General features: G+C 57.0%; 16 protein-coding genes. 14 read left to right on the top strand and 2 right to left on the bottom strand.

Going from position 1 to position 16,628, the window contains the following annotated elements:
• The first annotated feature begins 199 nt into the window (after positions 1–199).
• The 11 genes from HNQ38_RS01450 to HNQ38_RS01400 all read left to right on the top strand — a co-directional run bounded on the left by HNQ38_RS01450 (position 200) and on the right by HNQ38_RS01400 (position 11,436).
• A complete protein-coding gene (locus HNQ38_RS01450; RefSeq protein WP_183717542.1) occupies positions 200–826 on the top strand; it encodes an MBL fold metallo-hydrolase in 627 nt (208 codons plus the stop codon).
• The gene (locus HNQ38_RS01445) at positions 823–1,518 is read left to right on the top strand and encodes a flavodoxin family protein (protein ID WP_183717540.1); all 696 of its coding nucleotides are present in this window, start codon (positions 823–825) and stop codon (positions 1,516–1,518) included. The genes HNQ38_RS01450 and HNQ38_RS01445 overlap by 4 nt, the downstream gene beginning before the upstream one ends.
• 74 nt (positions 1,519–1,592) lie before the next feature.
• Positions 1,593–2,471, top strand: coding sequence for a ComF family protein (locus HNQ38_RS01440; RefSeq protein ID WP_183717539.1), 879 nt, complete (start codon positions 1,593–1,595; stop codon positions 2,469–2,471).
• A 107-nt stretch (positions 2,472–2,578) separates the two neighbouring features.
• Positions 2,579–3,679 carry a DUF4198 domain-containing protein gene (locus HNQ38_RS01435; protein WP_183717537.1) on the top strand — a complete coding sequence of 367 codons (1,101 nt, stop codon included), beginning with the start codon at positions 2,579–2,581 and terminating at the stop codon, positions 3,677–3,679.
• A gap of 391 nt (positions 3,680–4,070) precedes the next feature.
• On the top strand, positions 4,071–4,994 hold the full coding sequence (locus tag HNQ38_RS01430; protein WP_183717535.1) for a Tim44 domain-containing protein: 924 nt from the start codon (positions 4,071–4,073) through the stop codon (positions 4,992–4,994).
• Positions 4,995–5,086: 92 nt separating this feature from the next.
• A complete protein-coding gene (locus HNQ38_RS01425) occupies positions 5,087–5,482 on the top strand; it encodes a PaaI family thioesterase (protein WP_183717533.1) in 396 nt (131 codons plus the stop codon).
• 132 nt (positions 5,483–5,614) lie between these two features.
• Entirely contained in the window at positions 5,615–5,881 is a 267-nt protein-coding gene (locus tag HNQ38_RS01420) for a DksA/TraR family C4-type zinc finger protein (protein ID WP_183717531.1), read from the top strand.
• 491 nt (positions 5,882–6,372) lie between these two features.
• Positions 6,373–7,740, top strand: a complete 1,368-nt coding sequence (locus HNQ38_RS01415; RefSeq protein ID WP_183717530.1) for a bifunctional folylpolyglutamate synthase/dihydrofolate synthase — start codon at positions 6,373–6,375, stop codon at positions 7,738–7,740.
• The gene (gene selA / locus HNQ38_RS01410) at positions 7,733–9,163 is read left to right on the top strand and encodes an L-seryl-tRNA(Sec) selenium transferase (protein ID WP_183717528.1); all 1,431 of its coding nucleotides are present in this window, start codon (positions 7,733–7,735) and stop codon (positions 9,161–9,163) included. Before HNQ38_RS01415 ends, selA begins: the two co-directional genes overlap by 8 nt.
• Positions 9,164–9,207: 44 nt before the next feature.
• Positions 9,208–10,590, top strand: a complete 1,383-nt coding sequence (locus HNQ38_RS01405) for an aminopeptidase (protein ID WP_183717526.1) — start codon at positions 9,208–9,210, stop codon at positions 10,588–10,590.
• 105 nt (positions 10,591–10,695) lie between these two features.
• Positions 10,696–11,436: a DNA alkylation repair protein gene (locus HNQ38_RS01400; protein WP_183717524.1), complete on the top strand. Its 741-nt coding sequence runs from the start codon at positions 10,696–10,698 to the stop codon at positions 11,434–11,436.
• 193 nt (positions 11,437–11,629) lie between these two features.
• Here HNQ38_RS01400 and HNQ38_RS01395 read toward each other — a convergent pair whose 3' ends face one another.
• Together HNQ38_RS01395 and HNQ38_RS01390 are read right to left on the bottom strand one after the other, a co-directional pair.
• Positions 11,630–13,081 carry a GNAT family N-acetyltransferase gene (locus tag HNQ38_RS01395; RefSeq protein WP_246387928.1) on the bottom strand — a complete coding sequence of 484 codons (1,452 nt, stop codon included), beginning with the start codon at positions 13,079–13,081 and terminating at the stop codon, positions 11,630–11,632.
• 330 nt (positions 13,082–13,411) lie between these two features.
• Positions 13,412–14,272, bottom strand: coding sequence for a PHP domain-containing protein (locus HNQ38_RS01390; protein WP_183717523.1), 861 nt, complete (start codon positions 14,270–14,272; stop codon positions 13,412–13,414).
• A 125-nt stretch (positions 14,273–14,397) separates the two neighbouring features.
• Here HNQ38_RS01390 and HNQ38_RS01385 point away from each other — a divergent pair, with 125 nt between their 5' ends.
• The 3 genes from HNQ38_RS01385 to HNQ38_RS01375 are packed head-to-tail and all read left to right on the top strand — an operon-like array spanning position 14,398 to position 15,932.
• Entirely contained in the window at positions 14,398–14,619 is a 222-nt protein-coding gene (locus tag HNQ38_RS01385; protein WP_183717521.1) for a Trm112 family protein, read from the top strand.
• On the top strand, positions 14,619–15,173 hold the full coding sequence (yfcE, locus tag HNQ38_RS01380; RefSeq protein WP_183717519.1) for a phosphodiesterase: 555 nt from the start codon (positions 14,619–14,621) through the stop codon (positions 15,171–15,173). The genes HNQ38_RS01385 and yfcE overlap by 1 nt, the downstream gene beginning before the upstream one ends.
• A gap of 33 nt (positions 15,174–15,206) precedes the next feature.
• A complete protein-coding gene (locus tag HNQ38_RS01375; RefSeq protein ID WP_425485973.1) occupies positions 15,207–15,932 on the top strand; it encodes a Maf family nucleotide pyrophosphatase in 726 nt (241 codons plus the stop codon).
• The last annotated feature ends 696 nt before the right edge of the window (positions 15,933–16,628 follow it).

Genomic DNA, 16,628 nt, shown 5'->3' with positions numbered 1-16,628 from the left:
TGTAGTGTGCCGGTAGGAGCTTGTCTAGAAAATATCTTGAAAAACTGCTGCTCAGTGCCCAAAGAGCCCATGCAATACTTGCCCCGCAAAAATTAAGAGGATAGTATCGGACGGACGAAAGTCATAAACCGCGCTGCTGGCCCTTGAGGCGCGTCCCGCCGAGCTTCGCACGGCATCCATATCTACAAGGAATATACGCATGGCCGTTGCCACTTTTCCCATAGGCCCACTACAGACCAACAGCTATCTTATCCATAACGGCCCAAGAGCTGTGGCCATTGACGTGGGCGGCGACCCCGAACCCATGCTGGAGTATCTGAAAGCACACCGCTTGACGCTTGATGCCATCTGCATAACGCACCGTCATTTCGACCATATTTATGGTGTGGCTGCGCTGGAAGATGCCACTGGCTCCCTGGTCTATGTTCCGCAGGGCGACGACAGCCTTGCAGAAACAGAATCCGGCAAGGGCGGCATATGGGGCTTCCCTGAAGTGCCAGAATTTACGGGCTGCCGTATACCTACGGGTAAGGTAATTCTTGGCGATATGCTTTGTGAAGTGCTTGAAACCCCGGGGCACACCCCAGGTGGAGTTTCATACTATTTTCCTAATGAAAATGTGGTCTTTACAGGCGACGCCCTGTTCTACCGCTCCATTGGCCGCACGGACTTTCCCGGCGGCGACCATGACACCCTACTGCGCTCAGTCAGGGACGTGCTTTTCAAGCTGCCCGCAGAAACACTGGTCTACCCCGGGCACGGGCCGGCCAGCAAAATTGGCGACGAAGCCGCCAACAACCCCTTTTGTGGTGAGTTCAGGCCATGAGCAACCCGGTAGCCCTCCTTTGCAGCCCGCACCCCAACGGAGTTTCAGACTCCATAGCCCGTCTTGTGGCTGAAGGCGTGGCCGAAGCTGGAGCCTGCCTGCAAACTGTAGCTCTGCGCGATTATACATTTGAAGGCTGTATTGACTGTGGCGGCTGCACCAAGCCGCCGCATAAATGCACTCTTGCGGGCCGAAATTCCGGCGGAAACATCGACAGGGCTGAAGAAATATTTTCTCTTATCGAAGCCGCTCCCCTGCTCTTCATATCCGCGCCTATCTATTTTTACTCCCTGCCCGCCCATTTCAAGGCGCTTATTGACCGCACCCAACGCTTTTGGGCAGCGCAAAACCACACCCCGGCGGGCAAGCCCACGTTGCCCCGCGCCCCGATCAAACCCACGCTGGTAAGCCTTGTGGCCGGAAGACCTCGGGGTAAGCTGCTTTTTTCAGGCTCCCTGCTGACGTTGCGCTATTTCCTTTCTCCGCTTAACGCAACCATCAGCGAAACCCGGCTGCTGCGCGGGCTTGAAAAAGTAAAAGACCTTGAAGAGCGTCCCGCCGTGCGTGCCGCGCTGCGTGCGTGGGGACACGACTGGGGCTGCAGACTCATGGCTGGCAAGGTGCCGGGTTATGACCCCAGCACAGCTCCCGGCCCCGGCTGCGGCAAAGACGGCGCATCAAGCCCCTGCTGATCGGCCCTCGCCAATCCTCCTATCTGTGAAATCATATCTGGCCCATATCGTAAACCGGACGGTCAGGTAGCAAGATGAACCTGCAACTTGGCCGCAGGCTCTCCATTGCCGCCCAGCGCCTGGGTCTTGCCCAGATGCGATGCTTTCATTGCCTGCGCCCGTTCAGCCCCGGTTACGAAACTTTTTCAGACCAGACATGCGCCGCCGCTACGGATATTTTCACGCCTGCCAACCCGCTGTGCCCCCAGTGCCGCAGCCTGCTCGCTCCCTACAAGGGACCCCGTTGCCCGTTGTGCGGCTTGCCCGTCATGCCTTCCATCCTTGCCGGTGAACCTTCACACTTTGAGCAAAAAGCCAGTCTGTGCGGGCGCTGCCTCACAGACCCGCCGCCCTGGAGGCAAACGGCATTTCACGGGCTTTATCGTGAATCCTTGCGCCATGTGCTTCTGCGGCTCAAGTTTGACGGGCACCTTTATCTGGCCCCTCTTCTCAGTTCTTTTCTTGTTGAAGCGGCCCGCTGCCTGCCTGAAGCCGATGCGCTGGTGGCTGTGCCCCAATACCCTGCTCATTTGCGGCAAAGAGGATACAATCAGGCCCATGAGCTTGCCAAGGCACTGCACGCGCAGACCGGATTTGCGCTCAGGCCCGATCTGCTTTGCCGCACCCGGCCCGGTCCTGCCCAAATTGGCCTCAGTGCCCGCTCGCGGCCTGAAAATGTACGCCACAGCTTCGAGGCTTCCCCACAAACCAGAGGGCTGCGCCTGTGGCTGGTGGATGATGTTATGACCACGGGCAGCACGCTTCGGTCGGCTGGTTTGGCCCTGCTCAAGGCAGGAGCGAAACGTGTGGACGTGCTGGTTGTGGCGCGTACCCCCAAAGACGATGCCGAATACGCAAGCGATCCCGTATTTTCATGCGCCAACGGGCAAGAAAGTCACCAGTCTGCCACATGACAATGCATGAGCGTTCTGTTACGTTGGCGAAAATAGAACGTTCCGCCCTTGGGCTCAGCACCGTTTTGAGCTACAGGGCCGCCACTTTGGGCATTTCAGGAGCATTCATGCCGCGCCTTTTCTTTTCATTCAGCCTGCCACGCATGGCGGGCGTAATTTTGTCTGCTGCCTTTTGGGTAGCCTTGTGCTGTACCCTTTCAACGGTTTCAGCCAGCGCCCAGGTCACCTTGCTGGTGCCAAGTCAGCCCAGCATTGAAGCTCCGCCAAAGAGCGACAAGGCAGAACCGGCGGCCAAGCGCGAAGATAAAAAGCAGGATAACAAACAGCCTGCGGCCAAGCCTGAAAAAAGCACAGACGCTGGCAAAACCGCCGCAACCGCACGCAAGCCAGACCCCGCCGCGCCTGCCAAAGCCACCCCCAATGGGGATCAGGCCTCAACCCAGGCTCCCGCGCAGGCGGGGGCAGATGCCCCTACGCCGCCCCCTGCGCCAGAGCTTCCTTCCATTGACGAGCAGGTCGATGTGCTCATCACAATGATGCGCCCCTTCCAGAATCAGGGCCTTGTCATGGACATGCCGCAGTTGTTCGCCGCGTTGCGTTATGACAACGCCAGCCCCGTCAAGGATGGGCTGGTTCAGCCAGAACGCCGCGACCTTTTGGGCGATGTGGAAGAAATAGGCTACCTGGACCAGAAAGCCTGGGGCGCCAATGTGGCTCTGACCACTCCCGGTCTTTATCAGTTTATTATTGAAGGCCGCCCCTGGTGGGACGCAGCTCAAGGGCAGTTTTTGCAGCATTACGTCAAAACCATGCTGCCCGTGCACGGCGTGGAGCGCGGATGGGATCAGCCTGTTGGCCAGACATTCGAAATTCAGGCTCTTACCCGACCCTTCGGGCTCACCGCGCCCGCCCTCTTTACAGGGGTAGCCCTGCTGAATGGCAAGCCTTTGCCCAATGCTGCGGTACGTATGGCACGCATCAATACAGAAAAGCGCACCGTTCCCACGCCCTGGCACGAAGAGCTGTCAGCCCGCACAGACAAGGCAGGACAGTTTTCCTTCATTCTTAATCAGCCGGGCTGGTGGTGCTGCACGGCAATGACTCCCGGGGACCCGCTTAAAGGATCAGACGGCCAGCCCAAGCCACTCAGTCTTGGCGCGCTGCTCTGGATGTATGTGGACGGTCAGGCCGACGCCCGCAAGCGCTGATTGCCATGCCGGGGCTGCCGAGCAAACAGACGCTTTTGCGCGTGCATCTCGCTGGCAGTGAAACGGAAATAAAAAATATCGCCCGTTTTCAATACTGTTGGTTTGCATTTATTGCAGATCAACGTTGAAATGCTTCACATTGCAGTATTTTCATTCTGTCGGAAAATGCAATTTTCGGCAAAATCCACGGGGAGTTGCGACGCACTGCGCGAGAGTGCAGCGTTTGCTATAACGCACCATAAAAAAGTTCTTTTTTCTTGTTTCACTGCAAGGGCCGGACAAAAATCCGGCCCTTGCCTTTTCTGTCACAATGTTTATGGTACAAAAAGGCTAAACAGACCGTGCGACCATCGCACCCTGCAACCCAACAACCCCCTCATGGGAGCTGTTCATGAAATTTAGTGCCTTTCTGACCATTGTGCTTTTTCTCTGCTGTTCCATCATGCTTGCCCTGCCCGACAGTACCGAAGCTGCCCGCCTGGGAGGTGGACGCTCTTTCGGTAGCAAGCCCTTTATGAGTACCCCCGCGCAAAAACCGGCCATGCGGCAAGACGCCACCCAAGCTCCACGCCAGCCTGCAAATCAGGCACAGGCTGCGCCACAGGGCCCGCGCCCCGGCATGTTCGGCGGTATGGGCGGCCTTTTTGGCGGCCTTCTGGCAGGTACGCTGCTCGGCTCTCTGCTGTCTGGCGGAGGCTTTGCGGGCGGCGGCTTTATGGATATCATCCTCTTTGGGCTGCTGGCTTTTCTGGGTCTCAAGCTCTTTGCCCGTTTTCGCAACCGTCAGGCTCCCGCAGCTGCTGGCGCGGGCGCGCAGGGCAACGCCTATGAAGACCGTGCGCAGGGCATGCAGCGCGAATCCACAGGCAGCAACGGCTGGGACGTACTGCGTGGCAACGCGCAAGGCGCGGCGCCTCAGGCTGCCGCTGGCCCCAATATTCCCATGCCTGAAGGCTTTGATGCTGAAGAATTTTTGCGCGGCGCCAAGATGGCCTATACCCGGCTGCAAAATGCCTGGGACAAGCGCGATATGAACGATGTGGCCCAATTCACCAGCGCCGCCGTGCAGCATTCCGTGCGTGAACAGATGGACGCCGACCCCAAGCCCAGCACGACAGAGCTTCTGCTGGTCAATGCCCAGCTGCTTGGTGTGGAAAATGAAGGCAACGAGCAGTACGCGCAGGTATTCTTTGATGTGCTGATGCGCGAAAGCCCGGACCAGCAGGCTCCGTCTACCGTACGCGAAGTATGGCACTTCATGCGCCCTGTGCAGGGTGGCAGCTGGAAGCTGGACGGCATTCAGCAGGTAGAGTAATATTTACACTCCGCACTGACGGATACGTTACTGTAGACACTGTGCCGGAAGCCTTTGGCTTCCGGCTTGCTTTTGGCAACCTTGGAGAACACATGAGAAACTACGTCGAAAAACACGACAAACTTGTGCGCTACCTGCAAATGACCATTGAAACCGCCACTCCCGAATTCGCCCGAGTGACCATGCCCATTACCGAAAACCATAAAAACGGCATGGGAATGGCCCACGGCGGCGCTATTTTCGCACTAGCGGATGTGGCCTTTGGAGCTGCGGCCAATGCGGGCAAAGATATGGGAGTAGTAAGCCTTTCAACCACCATTGAATTCCTGCGCCCTGGCAAATGCGGCCCCTTGGCGGCTGAATCCTATGTCGTACGCAAGGGTCAACGCATACAGAGCTATATTGTTAAGGTGTTTGATGGCGACGGAGAGCTTATCGCCCAGTGCATGGCTTCCGGATACCAGACAGACGTTCCACTGCCTGATTAACCATCTCGGCAGAAAGACACTCTCTCAGCCCGGCGGCCTTTTAGGTTTGCCGGGCTGCTTTCTTTTTCTGCCTGTCAGATTTATATTTCATACACTGGCTGTAGACGAAACAGCCCCGAGAAGGAGGACGTCATGGCAAGCGGTTGGGCCGGAGACGGCGCGGTGCAGGACCAGATTCAGGATTCCATCAATGACGAAGTTGCCCGTGCGCGGCGCAACCTTCCCAGTGGTGAAAGCCTGACGCATTGCGAAGAATGCGGCGACGCCATACCACAGGCACGGCAAAAAGCCTTGCCCGGCGTGCGCCTGTGCATTGCCTGCCAGCAGGAGACGGATCAGGAACAAAAAACAGTCTCTCTCTATAACAGGCGCGGCAGCAAGGACAGCCAATTGCGGTAGCCCGGCCTGTAGCGCGAAGTACCTTCGCCAACGGTGCAGCGGTTTTCTGCATGCGCCAAGTATTTATTGTGCCCGATTTACACGGCCAATGCAGAATCGGCAAAGGGCACGCTATTTTCACCTGATTTTCACCTGCTCTTCCATCCGCGTCGTGCCTGCAATATCCGCACGGTTGCTTCGCACCAACTCCATCCCGCAACACACCATCGCAACACTTACTCTTCCTTTAACAAAACCTTTCTGCGAAATGCCGTGAACCTCAAAAAAATTCGCGCCCGCAACACATGTTCCTCGCCTTGCTCCTTGAGACTACAAATTGTTTTTCAATTAGCCGCACAAAAAATCCGTGTCAGGCGAATTTAATTCCTGCTGTGAGCGCGTGTTGCCGCAACGCCTCCAGGTACTTCCATAGAAGTTGTTCAGCATCCTGAGCGGGATGAATTGATTTCAGAACGCTGACAGCCGCCCACCTTTGAGGTACCGTGCTGCCCATGAGCCAGCATTTCAACAACTTCATGCAAATTGAGCGGCATCTGGACAGTCTGGGGCTTTTCCATATGGACATGGGCCTGGACCGCATGCGGCGCGCCCTGTCGGCCCTGGGCCTTGCCCGGCCACCCTTTGTGACTGTGCAGATACTCGGCACCAACGGCAAGGGATCCACCGCAGCGTTTCTTTCCTCGCTGTGCGCTGCCCACGGCCTGCGCACGGGCTTGTATACCTCGCCCCACTTTGTCAGCCCCACCGAACGCATCCGCGTTGACGGCCAGCCCTGGCCGCAAGAACTGTGGGCGGCGCAGGCCAACAAGGTTATGAGCGCCGCGCCGGAGCTGACCTATTTTGAATTTATTACAGTGCTGGCTTTGCTGGCCTTTGCGGAAGAACAGGTAGATGTGGCGATTCTGGAGGCCGGACTTGGCGGCAGCCACGACGCCACCACCGCAATCAGTGCCGACATGCTCTGCTTCGCCCCCATAGCAATGGACCACAAAGACGTGCTTGGCCCCAATCTGGCCGCCATTGCCGCTGACAAGGCGGGGGCCATCCGCTCGGCGGCCCCCGTATGCTCGGCCCGTCAGTTTCCGCAGGCTGCCCGCGTACTTGAAGCCGCCGCCCTTGCTCAAAGGGCCCCGCTTGTTTGGGCCGACGCTGTTGACACTTCCCTTGAATTGGGACTCCTGGGGCCGCACCAAAGAAACAACGCAGGCCTGGCCCTGGCCGCATGGCAACAACTGGCCCCCATGCTCGGCAAAAACCCGCAATACACGCAGCTGCAAAAGCAAGGAATGGCACAGGCCTTCATTCCTGGCCGCCTGCAGTATGTACCTGCCACAAACGGCATGCCTCCCCTCTTACTGGACGGCGCGCATAACCCCCACGGCATGACAGCGTTAATCAAGGCACTGCAGCAGACAGGACATCAACCCGCAGCCGTGGTCTTTTCCTGCCTGGGCGACAAGGATTGGCAAACAGCGGCGGGTATGTTTAAAAAACAGTTGGGGGAGGTTCCCATCTTTGTGCCGACGCTGCATAATCCCAGAGCAGCCAAAGCGGAGGATGTGGCGCAGTTTTTCAACGGCATGCCGCCTGCCACAGCTCAGGCCATGCCCGCCCCGCCCCATGTGACAACGAACGCGCCTACGGATAGCCCGACGGCAACGCCGCTGGATGTTAACGGCGCACTGTCCACGGCTCTTGCCCGAGCCTTTGCGCACGCCACGTCGATTGCCCGTTCCGGTGCGAAAGCGCAGCCAGTGCTGATAACAGGCTCGCTTTACCTGCTGGCCGAATTTTTCAGCCTTTACCCCGCGTACCTTTCGCCCACAGCTTCAGCCCAAGGGAGAAAAGCTCATGAATGAACTATTTCGCGCCATCCCGGCTGTGGACATTTGCCTTGCAGCCCTTTGCGAAGCCGATCCCCTTATGATCGACGCGCCGCGTTCCCTTGCCCGTGATCTGGTGACGGCATTCTGGGATCAGCAGCGCAAGGCTATCCGCGAGGGCCGATACAGCACTGCCGGTCAGTTGACGCTTGAAGCCCGCCTGCCCGACCTTTTGGCCCATGTCCGGGCAGGACTGCGCAGCCGGTTCAGCGCGGCCCTCAACGCTACCGGGGTGGTGGTGCATACCAACATGGGGCGCTCGGTGCTGGCAAAGGAAGCCCGCGAGGCAGTCATCACCGCTGCCACTGGCTACTGCAATCTGGAACTGAATATGGAAACCGGAGGGCGCGGCAGCCGCCATGCCCTGGTGGAAGATCTGCTGTGCCGCCTCACAGGGGCTGAATCCGCCCTGGTGGTCAACAACAATGCCGCTGCCGTGCTGCTTGTGCTGGACACCTTCTGCAAAGGCGGCGAAGTGGTCGTTTCGCGCGGCGAACTGGTGGAAATCGGCGGCAGCTTCCGCATTCCTGAAGTTATGGAAAAAAGCGGAGCCACCCTGCGGGAAGTCGGGGCCACCAACCGCACCCACTTGCGTGACTACCGCGCCGCCATCAATGAGAATACCCGCGCCCTCATGCGCGTGCACACGTCGAACTACCGCATTGTAGGCTTTCACTCCGCCGTGCCCCTGCCGGAACTGGCAGAGCTGGCAAAAGAATACAATCTTCCGCTTATTGAAGACCTGGGCAGCGGCAGCCTGACGGATTTTTCCTCCTTTGGCCTGCCCAACGAACCTACGGTTCCTTCTGTGCTGGCGCAGGGGGCGGACATTGCCACATTTTCGGGCGACAAGGTACTGGGCGGCCCGCAAGCAGGCATCATTACTGGCCGCAAGCACATGATAGACAAGCTCAAAAGCAATCCGCTCACCCGCGCCCTGCGCTGCGACAAACTCTGCCTCGCCGCGCTGGAAGCCACGTTGCGCCTCTATCTTGACCCTGAGAAGGCCCGGCAAAGCGTGCCCACCCTGCGCATGATATGCCGCACTGCCGAAGAACTGGACAAGGCGGCCCGATCCCTGGGCACTGCACTGCGCAAGAGCCTTAATTCCAGCCCGGAAACATCCTGCCGCATAAGCCTGCAAGCCGATGTTTCCCGCGTGGGCGGCGGCGCTTTTCCCCAGTACGACCTGCCTACCACCCTCGTATGCCTCAAGCCCGCCGCATGCAGCCCAACGGCACTCAAGGCCGCGCTGCTGCGCACTGATCCACCGCTCATAGGCAGGCTGGAAGATGACAGTTTTTGCCTTGACCCCCGCACACTGGACGTTGCCGACAGACCAGTTTTGCTGCGCGTGTTGCGCGAGGCACTGGCCCTGGCCGCCAACGGACTTATATAGGTATCAAGAATGACCGCTGCCCCAAGGGCATAAAGGAAAACATCATGGAAAAAATTCTGGCATACAAACCCAAGAATGCCTGGGAAGATGCAGACGCCAAGACCCGCAAGCAGATGGAGTCTCTGGCTCTTCGCTATATGGATTTCATCACGCGCTGCAAGACAGAGCGTGAAACTGTGGAATACGTTCGTGAGCGCCTGAGCGCGCAAGGCTATACAGAAGACTTCAGCGGCGACCGCGTTATGCGGCCCATGCGTGGCAAGGCCATCTTTGCCGCCCGCCGTGGCAAACTGCCTCTGGATCAGGGGCTTGCCCTGCTTGCCGCCCACGCCGATACGCCGCGTCTTGATTTCAAGCAGCGTCCCCTCATTGAGCAGCCCGGCGTGGCCCAGGCCAAAACCCACTACTACGGCGGCATACGCAAGTACCAGTGGCTGGCGCGTCCCCTTGCCCTGCACGGCGTTGTGATTCGGGCCGATGGCTCTGTTCTTGAAGTCACCATTGGTGAAAAACCCGGCGAACCCGTGTTCTGCATTGCCGACCTTCTGCCTCATCTGGCCCAGAAGCAGGCCACGCAAACAGTAAGCGACGCCTTTGAAGGCGAAAAGCTCAACATCATCCTCGGGCATAGCCCCAATGCCTCCAAGGGCAAGAAAGATGAAGCGCCCAAGGATCCCATCAAGACGCAGCTGCTTGAAATCCTGCACAAAAAATACGCCATTACTGAAGAAGATCTAATTACTGCCGAGCTTCAGGCCGTGCCCGCTGGCCCGGCGCGTTTCGTTGGTTTCGACAAGGCTCTGGTAGGCGGCTACGGGCAGGACGACCGCATCTGCGTCTTCACCGCCCTTGAAGCCCTGCTGGAAGCCGAAGCCACAGGGCGCAGCATGGCCGTTATCTTCTGGGACAAGGAAGAAATCGGTTCGGACGGCGCAACCGGCGCGGCTTCGCGCTTTCTGCAATACTGCATTGAAGACCTGACCCAGGCGTGGGCTCCCGGCCTGCCTGCTTCTCGCGTATTTATGGAAACCCGCGCCCTTTCGGCCGACGTTCAGGCCGCCCTGGACCCGGACTTCCAAGAAGTGCACGAAAAACAGAACGCAGCGCAGCTGGGCTACGGCCCCTGCTTCTCAAAGTTCACAGGTTCCCGAGGCAAGTACGGGGCCAGCGAAGCCGATGCCGAGTTCTTCGGCGCGCTGCGCAACCTGTACAATAGCAAAAACATCCCCTGGCAGGCTGCGGAACTGGGCCGCGTGGATCACGGCGGCGGCGGCACTGTGGCGCTTTTTCTGGCGGCCTACGGCATGCACGTCATTGACCTTGGCCCTGCCGTGCTGTCCATGCACAGCCCCTTTGAACTGGCAAGCTGCGCCGACTTGTACACTACAGCGCTAGCTTACCGCGCGTTTCTTGAATCAAACATCTAAGGTGGCAGGGGTGGTTTCGCGTTGCGGGGCCACCCCTTCACGTTACGACCTCCAAAAGCGCTTTACCGTGTATCTGAGGCCGCATCAGACCAAACCGGACCCGCTATGAACATAGACAATCAGAGGCTGGACCAGCTCAACAGCGGTCGGGCCGCTTCAAGCAATCTGGCCGAAGCCCTTGCCGTGAACTTTGCCGTTCTTATGGCGGCGGCCATGCCAGATGTGCCCGCCAGCGGCGTTGTGACGCTGCGCGAAATGGCAGACCAGGGAGTTTCCAAACGTATGCGGGTGGCAGGAAAACTGCTGTTTGACACGTTTGGGCCTGACGGGCTGGCTCCGGCTATGGCGCACCCTTCAGACACGGTGCGCGGCTGGGCCTGCTTTGCCCTTGCGCTCTGCCCCGCTGCAAGCATTGGGGAACGCCTGGAAGCCATACGCCCCCTTGCCGACGACGCGCACTTCGGCGTGCGGGAATGGGTCTGGATGGCTGTTCGCCCTCACCTTGCTGAAGACCTTGATGCCGCCATAGCTCACCTCAGCGGCTGGACAGGTGATACTTCAGAAAGGGTGCGGCGCTTTGCCAGCGAGAGCATTCGCCCGCGCGGTGTCTGGTGCAGCCATATTGAAACGCTCAAGCAAAACCCAGCCCTGGCCTTGCCAGTGCTGGAACCCCTGCGGGCTGACCCTGCGGCCTATGTGCAAGACAGCGTGGGCAACTGGCTCAATGACGCGTCCAAGTCTCAGCCCCAATGGGTGCAGGATGTCTGCGCCCGCTGGCTGGCAGAAAATCCTTGCAAGGCAACAGAACGAATTTGCAAACGCGCCTCGCGCAGTATCAAGAAGTAAAGCCGGCAGCTTTGGAAAAAGCAGATTTTTCGGATTTGACGCAATGTGTGATGTGCGATGTGTGATGCGCAGTGGGCGTATGGGTTTTGTGGCAAAGTGCATTCCCACAAAAAAATGCCTTTGAAAGACAAATATCATTCAGAATTTTGATTCAGATGCAAGAAAGGCGCGCCAATGGCGCGCCTTTTTCATATTAAAAATAGTCTGAAAAATAGGGTTTGTCTGGAGGAATCAGCGCTTCAAGCGTTTTGAGCAGATGATAGTCCATATCAATGCGGTCGTTGTTGTACAGATAGGTTGGCCGCTTGTACCCCATAAGCATGGTTGTCAGGGTCTGAATATCCAGCGCGATGCGGTGTCCCGAATGACATGTGGCCACTTGCTCGCACACAGCCTCGCCATCTTGCCAGCTCACATGAAAGATTCCGTTGTTCCAGGGGGCAATGGGGTCTTTGACCTCAAAATCCAGGGTAAGCCTGGGATCGCTGAACTGAAACGGATAAAACTCCATAAAGCGCTGCACATCCACAATACGAGCCATGCCATATGGCTGAATTGTTTCATCAATTTCACTGTCTTCAAGCTGAAAGGCCATGGCTTCACCCGTATAGTTTGCGCCCTCGACCTTTGTAATCATTGAAAAATGCGCACTGATATAGTTCCAGATGCCGTATTTGGCCTCCTGATTCAGGTAGACCATCTCCTTGATGCTGAAAACCTCGTTTTCAATGTAGTAAATAACATAGCCCAAGGGTTTACGGTCTACGCTGTAATATACCGCCGCCATAACGTCGTCCGAATCCCAGCGCCAGTATTCTTCCCACTCCAAAGCGCCGCGTATGAGCGCGCCGTGCTCCTGAAGCGCAAAGTATTTGTAAACCTTATGCAGGTCTTCGCTTTCAATGTCCACGCGCTCTATCTGACCCTCCACGGGATGCCGCGCCGGAAGCTGCGTATCCTTGATGGCAAAGGTCATCTTGTCTGACACGATTTCCCAACCGTGCTTGCGGTAGAGAGGGATGGAGTACGGACAAAGGTAAGAGATGATCTGCTGCTGGTCGCGCATATATTCAAGGCTTTTGGCAAGAAGCGAATGGATCAGTCCGCGCCCGGTATATTCGGGATAGGTTGCCACCCCCGTAATGCCGCCCATTTTGCAAATTTCGCCCTGAACGTTCACTTCCATAGGGTAGATAACCACTTGCGAAGCAAGACGCCCCTTATAAAACCAGCCCATCACATGAGACGCTTCAAAAATGGGCTTTTTGGAAAGTTTCATCTCCCTGTCTGACCAGCCAATGCGGGCCATTTCGGACGAACTCACCTGAAAGGCGTACCGCAGCAAGGCTTCAAACTGCTCAAAGTCTTCCTTGCCAAGCTGGCGGAAGTCAAAGGCGTCGTGAGCGCCGTGGGGCGGTTGTCGGTCCCCGTCCTTGTGTTCGGTATTCACGGCTGCTCCTTCGCCGCGTTGGTCTGCGGCCATGTCGGTGCGGCGGGCCTCAAGGCCGTGCTCCCGACGGTTCACTGGCACCAGCGGCGCGCCATTGCTTTTGTCAGGCGGCATGCCTGCGGCGCGAAAAGGGTGGGGTTCCAGCCGTGGACCATCAAGAGGCGGCAAATGCTGTTGCTTGTGTAAGATACGCATGCCTGTTTTTCCGGTAAATGCTCATAAAATTATCTGGCGTAACCAGCACGCCCAGCGCGAACCTTTTGTCTGCGCCTCGGCGAGATGCACTGCGGGGCATGGCAAAAAAGAATTGCCTTCAAGCCGCTGTAACGCGCAGAACAGTTTTGCGCAAGGCATGAAAATGCCTCAAGTAAAAAAACAGGTAAAGAATAAGGCTGGTTGAAAAACAACCGGGGCATGATGAAAATGACGGTCTTCAAGTAAAATCTGGTCTGACGGGCAAAATACGAAAAAAGAAACAAAACTGCCGCAAGAATGCAGGCTAAGAAGCCTGGGCGCAAAAATCGGTCAGACGGGCAATCCTTCTGCAATACGTCTCTCGCGCAGATTGTCCAGCACATCAACGCCAATCCGAAGCTTGCCATAACCTTTGCCAAGCTGGATGGCGGGCTTGTTGTTTCCGTGATAGTCCGACCCGCCGCTGACCCCCAAACCAAAACGTTTGGCCAATGCAAGGCAGGCGCGCACATCCGCTTCGGAATGTTCGCTGTGCAGGGCTTCAATGGCGCTCAGCCCACAATCCTTGAGGCGCGCTATCTGGGTGTCTATCCATCCGGGCGGGCCTTTCCACAGCATGGGGTGAGCCAGGCTCACGGTTGCCCCCATATCCGCCAGAAGGCGCACGCTTTCTTCGGGTTCAAGCACTTCCTTGGGCAAATAGGCCTTGCCGTGGCACCCCAGATATTCCTTGAACACTTCGCGTGAATTTTTGGCATATCCCTTTCGCAACAGCACTTCTGCGATATGGGGTCTTCCCACGCTTTCACCCTTGGCAGTGGCCAGCACCTCTTCCATTGTAATGTCCAGCCCAAGATCCTGAAGTTTGCGTACTATGCCTTCGTTGCGTTCAGCGCGCTTGATACGCAAAAAGGCCAGCTTTTCCTGCAAAACCACAGGATTTTCCGGCAGCCACAGGCCCAGAATATGCAGTTCGCCAAGCTCTGTGCCCGTTGAGATTTCGCAGCCGCGTATAAGTTCAACCCCGCACTCCCGCCCGGCTTCGGCTGCTTCATCCAGACCGGAGAGCGTGTCGTGATCTGTAACGGCCACGGCCTTCAGCCCTGTCTGGGCGGCCTTGGCCATAAGCAACGCAGGGGTATCGGTACCATCTGAGGCAGAAGTGTGGGTATGCAGGTCAATAAGTTCCATACACCATAAACCTTACTAAAGGTGAGTTTTTATTAATAGCGCAAAATATCAATATGGTGCAAGCCTTGAACTGAACGCCGCATCGCTGTATAGTCTTTGCCCACGCCGATATAAGAGGAAAATATATGCCCGTGAACACTGAAGAACTTTTGCGTATCCTGGCCTGCCCCAAATGCCTTGGCAGCCTTGCAGCTCTGGAAGAAAATGAAAACACGGCGGGTTTTGCCTGTACAGCCTGTCAGGTTGTGTTTCCCGTTCGTGAAGATATACCCGTCATGCTGGTGGAAGAAGCGATTGACCTTCCCACCTGGAACGCCCAGCATTCCCAGGCTAAGGAACGCGCCTGATGCGTCTGCTCATTGCCTCCGACCTGCATGGCTCCATTGAAAGCCTGCGCTTTCTGGTGGAAAAGGCGCGCCAGCTGGAACCCGACATGCTGGTGCTGCTGGGTGACCTAGTGTACCACGGCCCGCGCAATCCCTTGCCTTTGGGCTACGACACCAAGTCGGTCATGCGTGAAATGCCCGATCTGAATGCTCTGCCCTGCCCAGTTACCGCTGTGCGCGGCAACTGCGACGCCGAAGTGGATTTGGGACTGCTGCCTTTCAACGTAGCCGATTCAGCATGGCTGGAAGCTGACGGCTTGTGCATCTTCGCCAGCCACGGCCACCACCTGCCGGAAAATCCCCCCTGCCCCGGCTTCAAGCCCGGCACTGTCATCCTGCGAGGGCATACCCACGTTCCGCGTGGCGAAACCCTTGACGGTCTGCACTTCTGGAATCCTGGCTCTCTGTCGCTGCCCAAGGGCGACTCTCCGCGCAGCTACGGAGTTTATGAAAACGGCCTGTTCCGCGTGCTGGACATGCAGGATCGGGAACTTCTGCGCCATACCCCGGCGTAACCGCCGCATGCCAGTATTTGCACACGCACCGCAATGATGACTCAATCCTCTCAGCGCTCACCGCTTTTCACCTTGGCCCCTGGCTACAGACTGTTGCTGGCTTCGGCCTCGCCTCGGCGCCGACAGTTTTTGTCAGAATGGAGCCTGCCTTTTGAACTGGCCCGCCCTGATGGGGCAGAACCGCTTCCTGAACCTGGTGAAAACCCTGACGCCTATACCCGAAGAGCAGCCACAGCCAAAGCGCATGCCGTGGCTGCGGGTATGCACAGTGCATCCGCTACTGAGGCGGCGCAGCCTCACAGCAGAACAATCATTCTTGCTGCCGACACGGTTGTAACTGTGGACGGAGACATTCTGGGCAAACCAAATGATTCCTGCCATGCTTTGAATATGCTGCAACGCCTTACAGGGCGCGGGCATGAGGTCATCAGCGCCGTATGCCTGCTCTTGCCGTCGCCCGCTGGCACTGCGTCAGTGGATGAAGCCGGGCGTCCTGTGCACACGGAAGAACTGGTTTTCAGCGATGTAAGCCGCGTTTTTTTCCACCCCTGGCCTGAAGATGTGCTGCGGGCCTATGTGGATACGGGAGAACCCCACGACAAGGCAGGGGCCTACGCCATTCAGGGGCAAGGGGCTTTTCTTGTAGACAAGATTGAAGGTTCGTGGAGCACCGTGGTGGGCCTGCCAGTCACTCAACTGGCTCATCTGCTGCTTAACCGGGGTTTCATGCGACCTTACACACCCCACTCTCCATTCTAGAGCAGATTAACTTTGAAATGCATTACATTTCAAAGTTGTCATTCTGCCGAAAATGCGATTTTCGGCAGAATCCACGCCGCATTGAGGCGCGCTGCACGCTTGTGCAGCGTTAGGGCATTTAGACTTTTTCAAGGTTAAAATACCCTAGGTAGTCTCGTTACCAGCACTTTTTCTGGAATTTTTGCGTCCAACGTTTCCTTTTATTCCGGCGAGTACCGTCTGCCCACTCCCTGCATAAAAAGTACGCTCTCCTTGCTATAATGCAAAAATTCCTCTCACGGCGATACTGCGCCTAAAATATCTTCACTTCGGCATTCCGGCCCAAAGGGCAATGCATCTCTGCTGCCCTAGCGGCACCGCAAGATTGGTTGTAGCTACTTTAAACTACAGGCTAAAGCATGCAAGCCTCACGCTGTGTTGCGTCCAATTTCGCAAAAACCTGCGCAGACCAGCGAAGTTCCTTCAAAAGCAACTGGGCCCCTCTGCGCCTTCTCTTCATATAAGCCTCTTCACTCTGGTGTGAAGCATTAACTCCCATATGCTGTGCCTCAAAAAGCCATCACCCACATCCAGATCATTTACACCTTCAAATATTCTGATGGCCGCCTAAGCAAGCGCGATCGTGGCCGAACAAGCGCAACAGAACGGCTATTTATTCACGAGATTGCAATCCGCCACCAAATCTGAAAATTTTTT

Source organism: Desulfovibrio intestinalis, from assembly GCF_014202345.1.
Taxonomy (GTDB): Bacteria; Desulfobacterota; Desulfovibrionia; order Desulfovibrionales; family Desulfovibrionaceae; genus Desulfovibrio; species Desulfovibrio intestinalis.
Note: the sequence above shows the minus strand (reverse complement) of the source record. Positions and strands in the feature narration are given on the sequence as shown.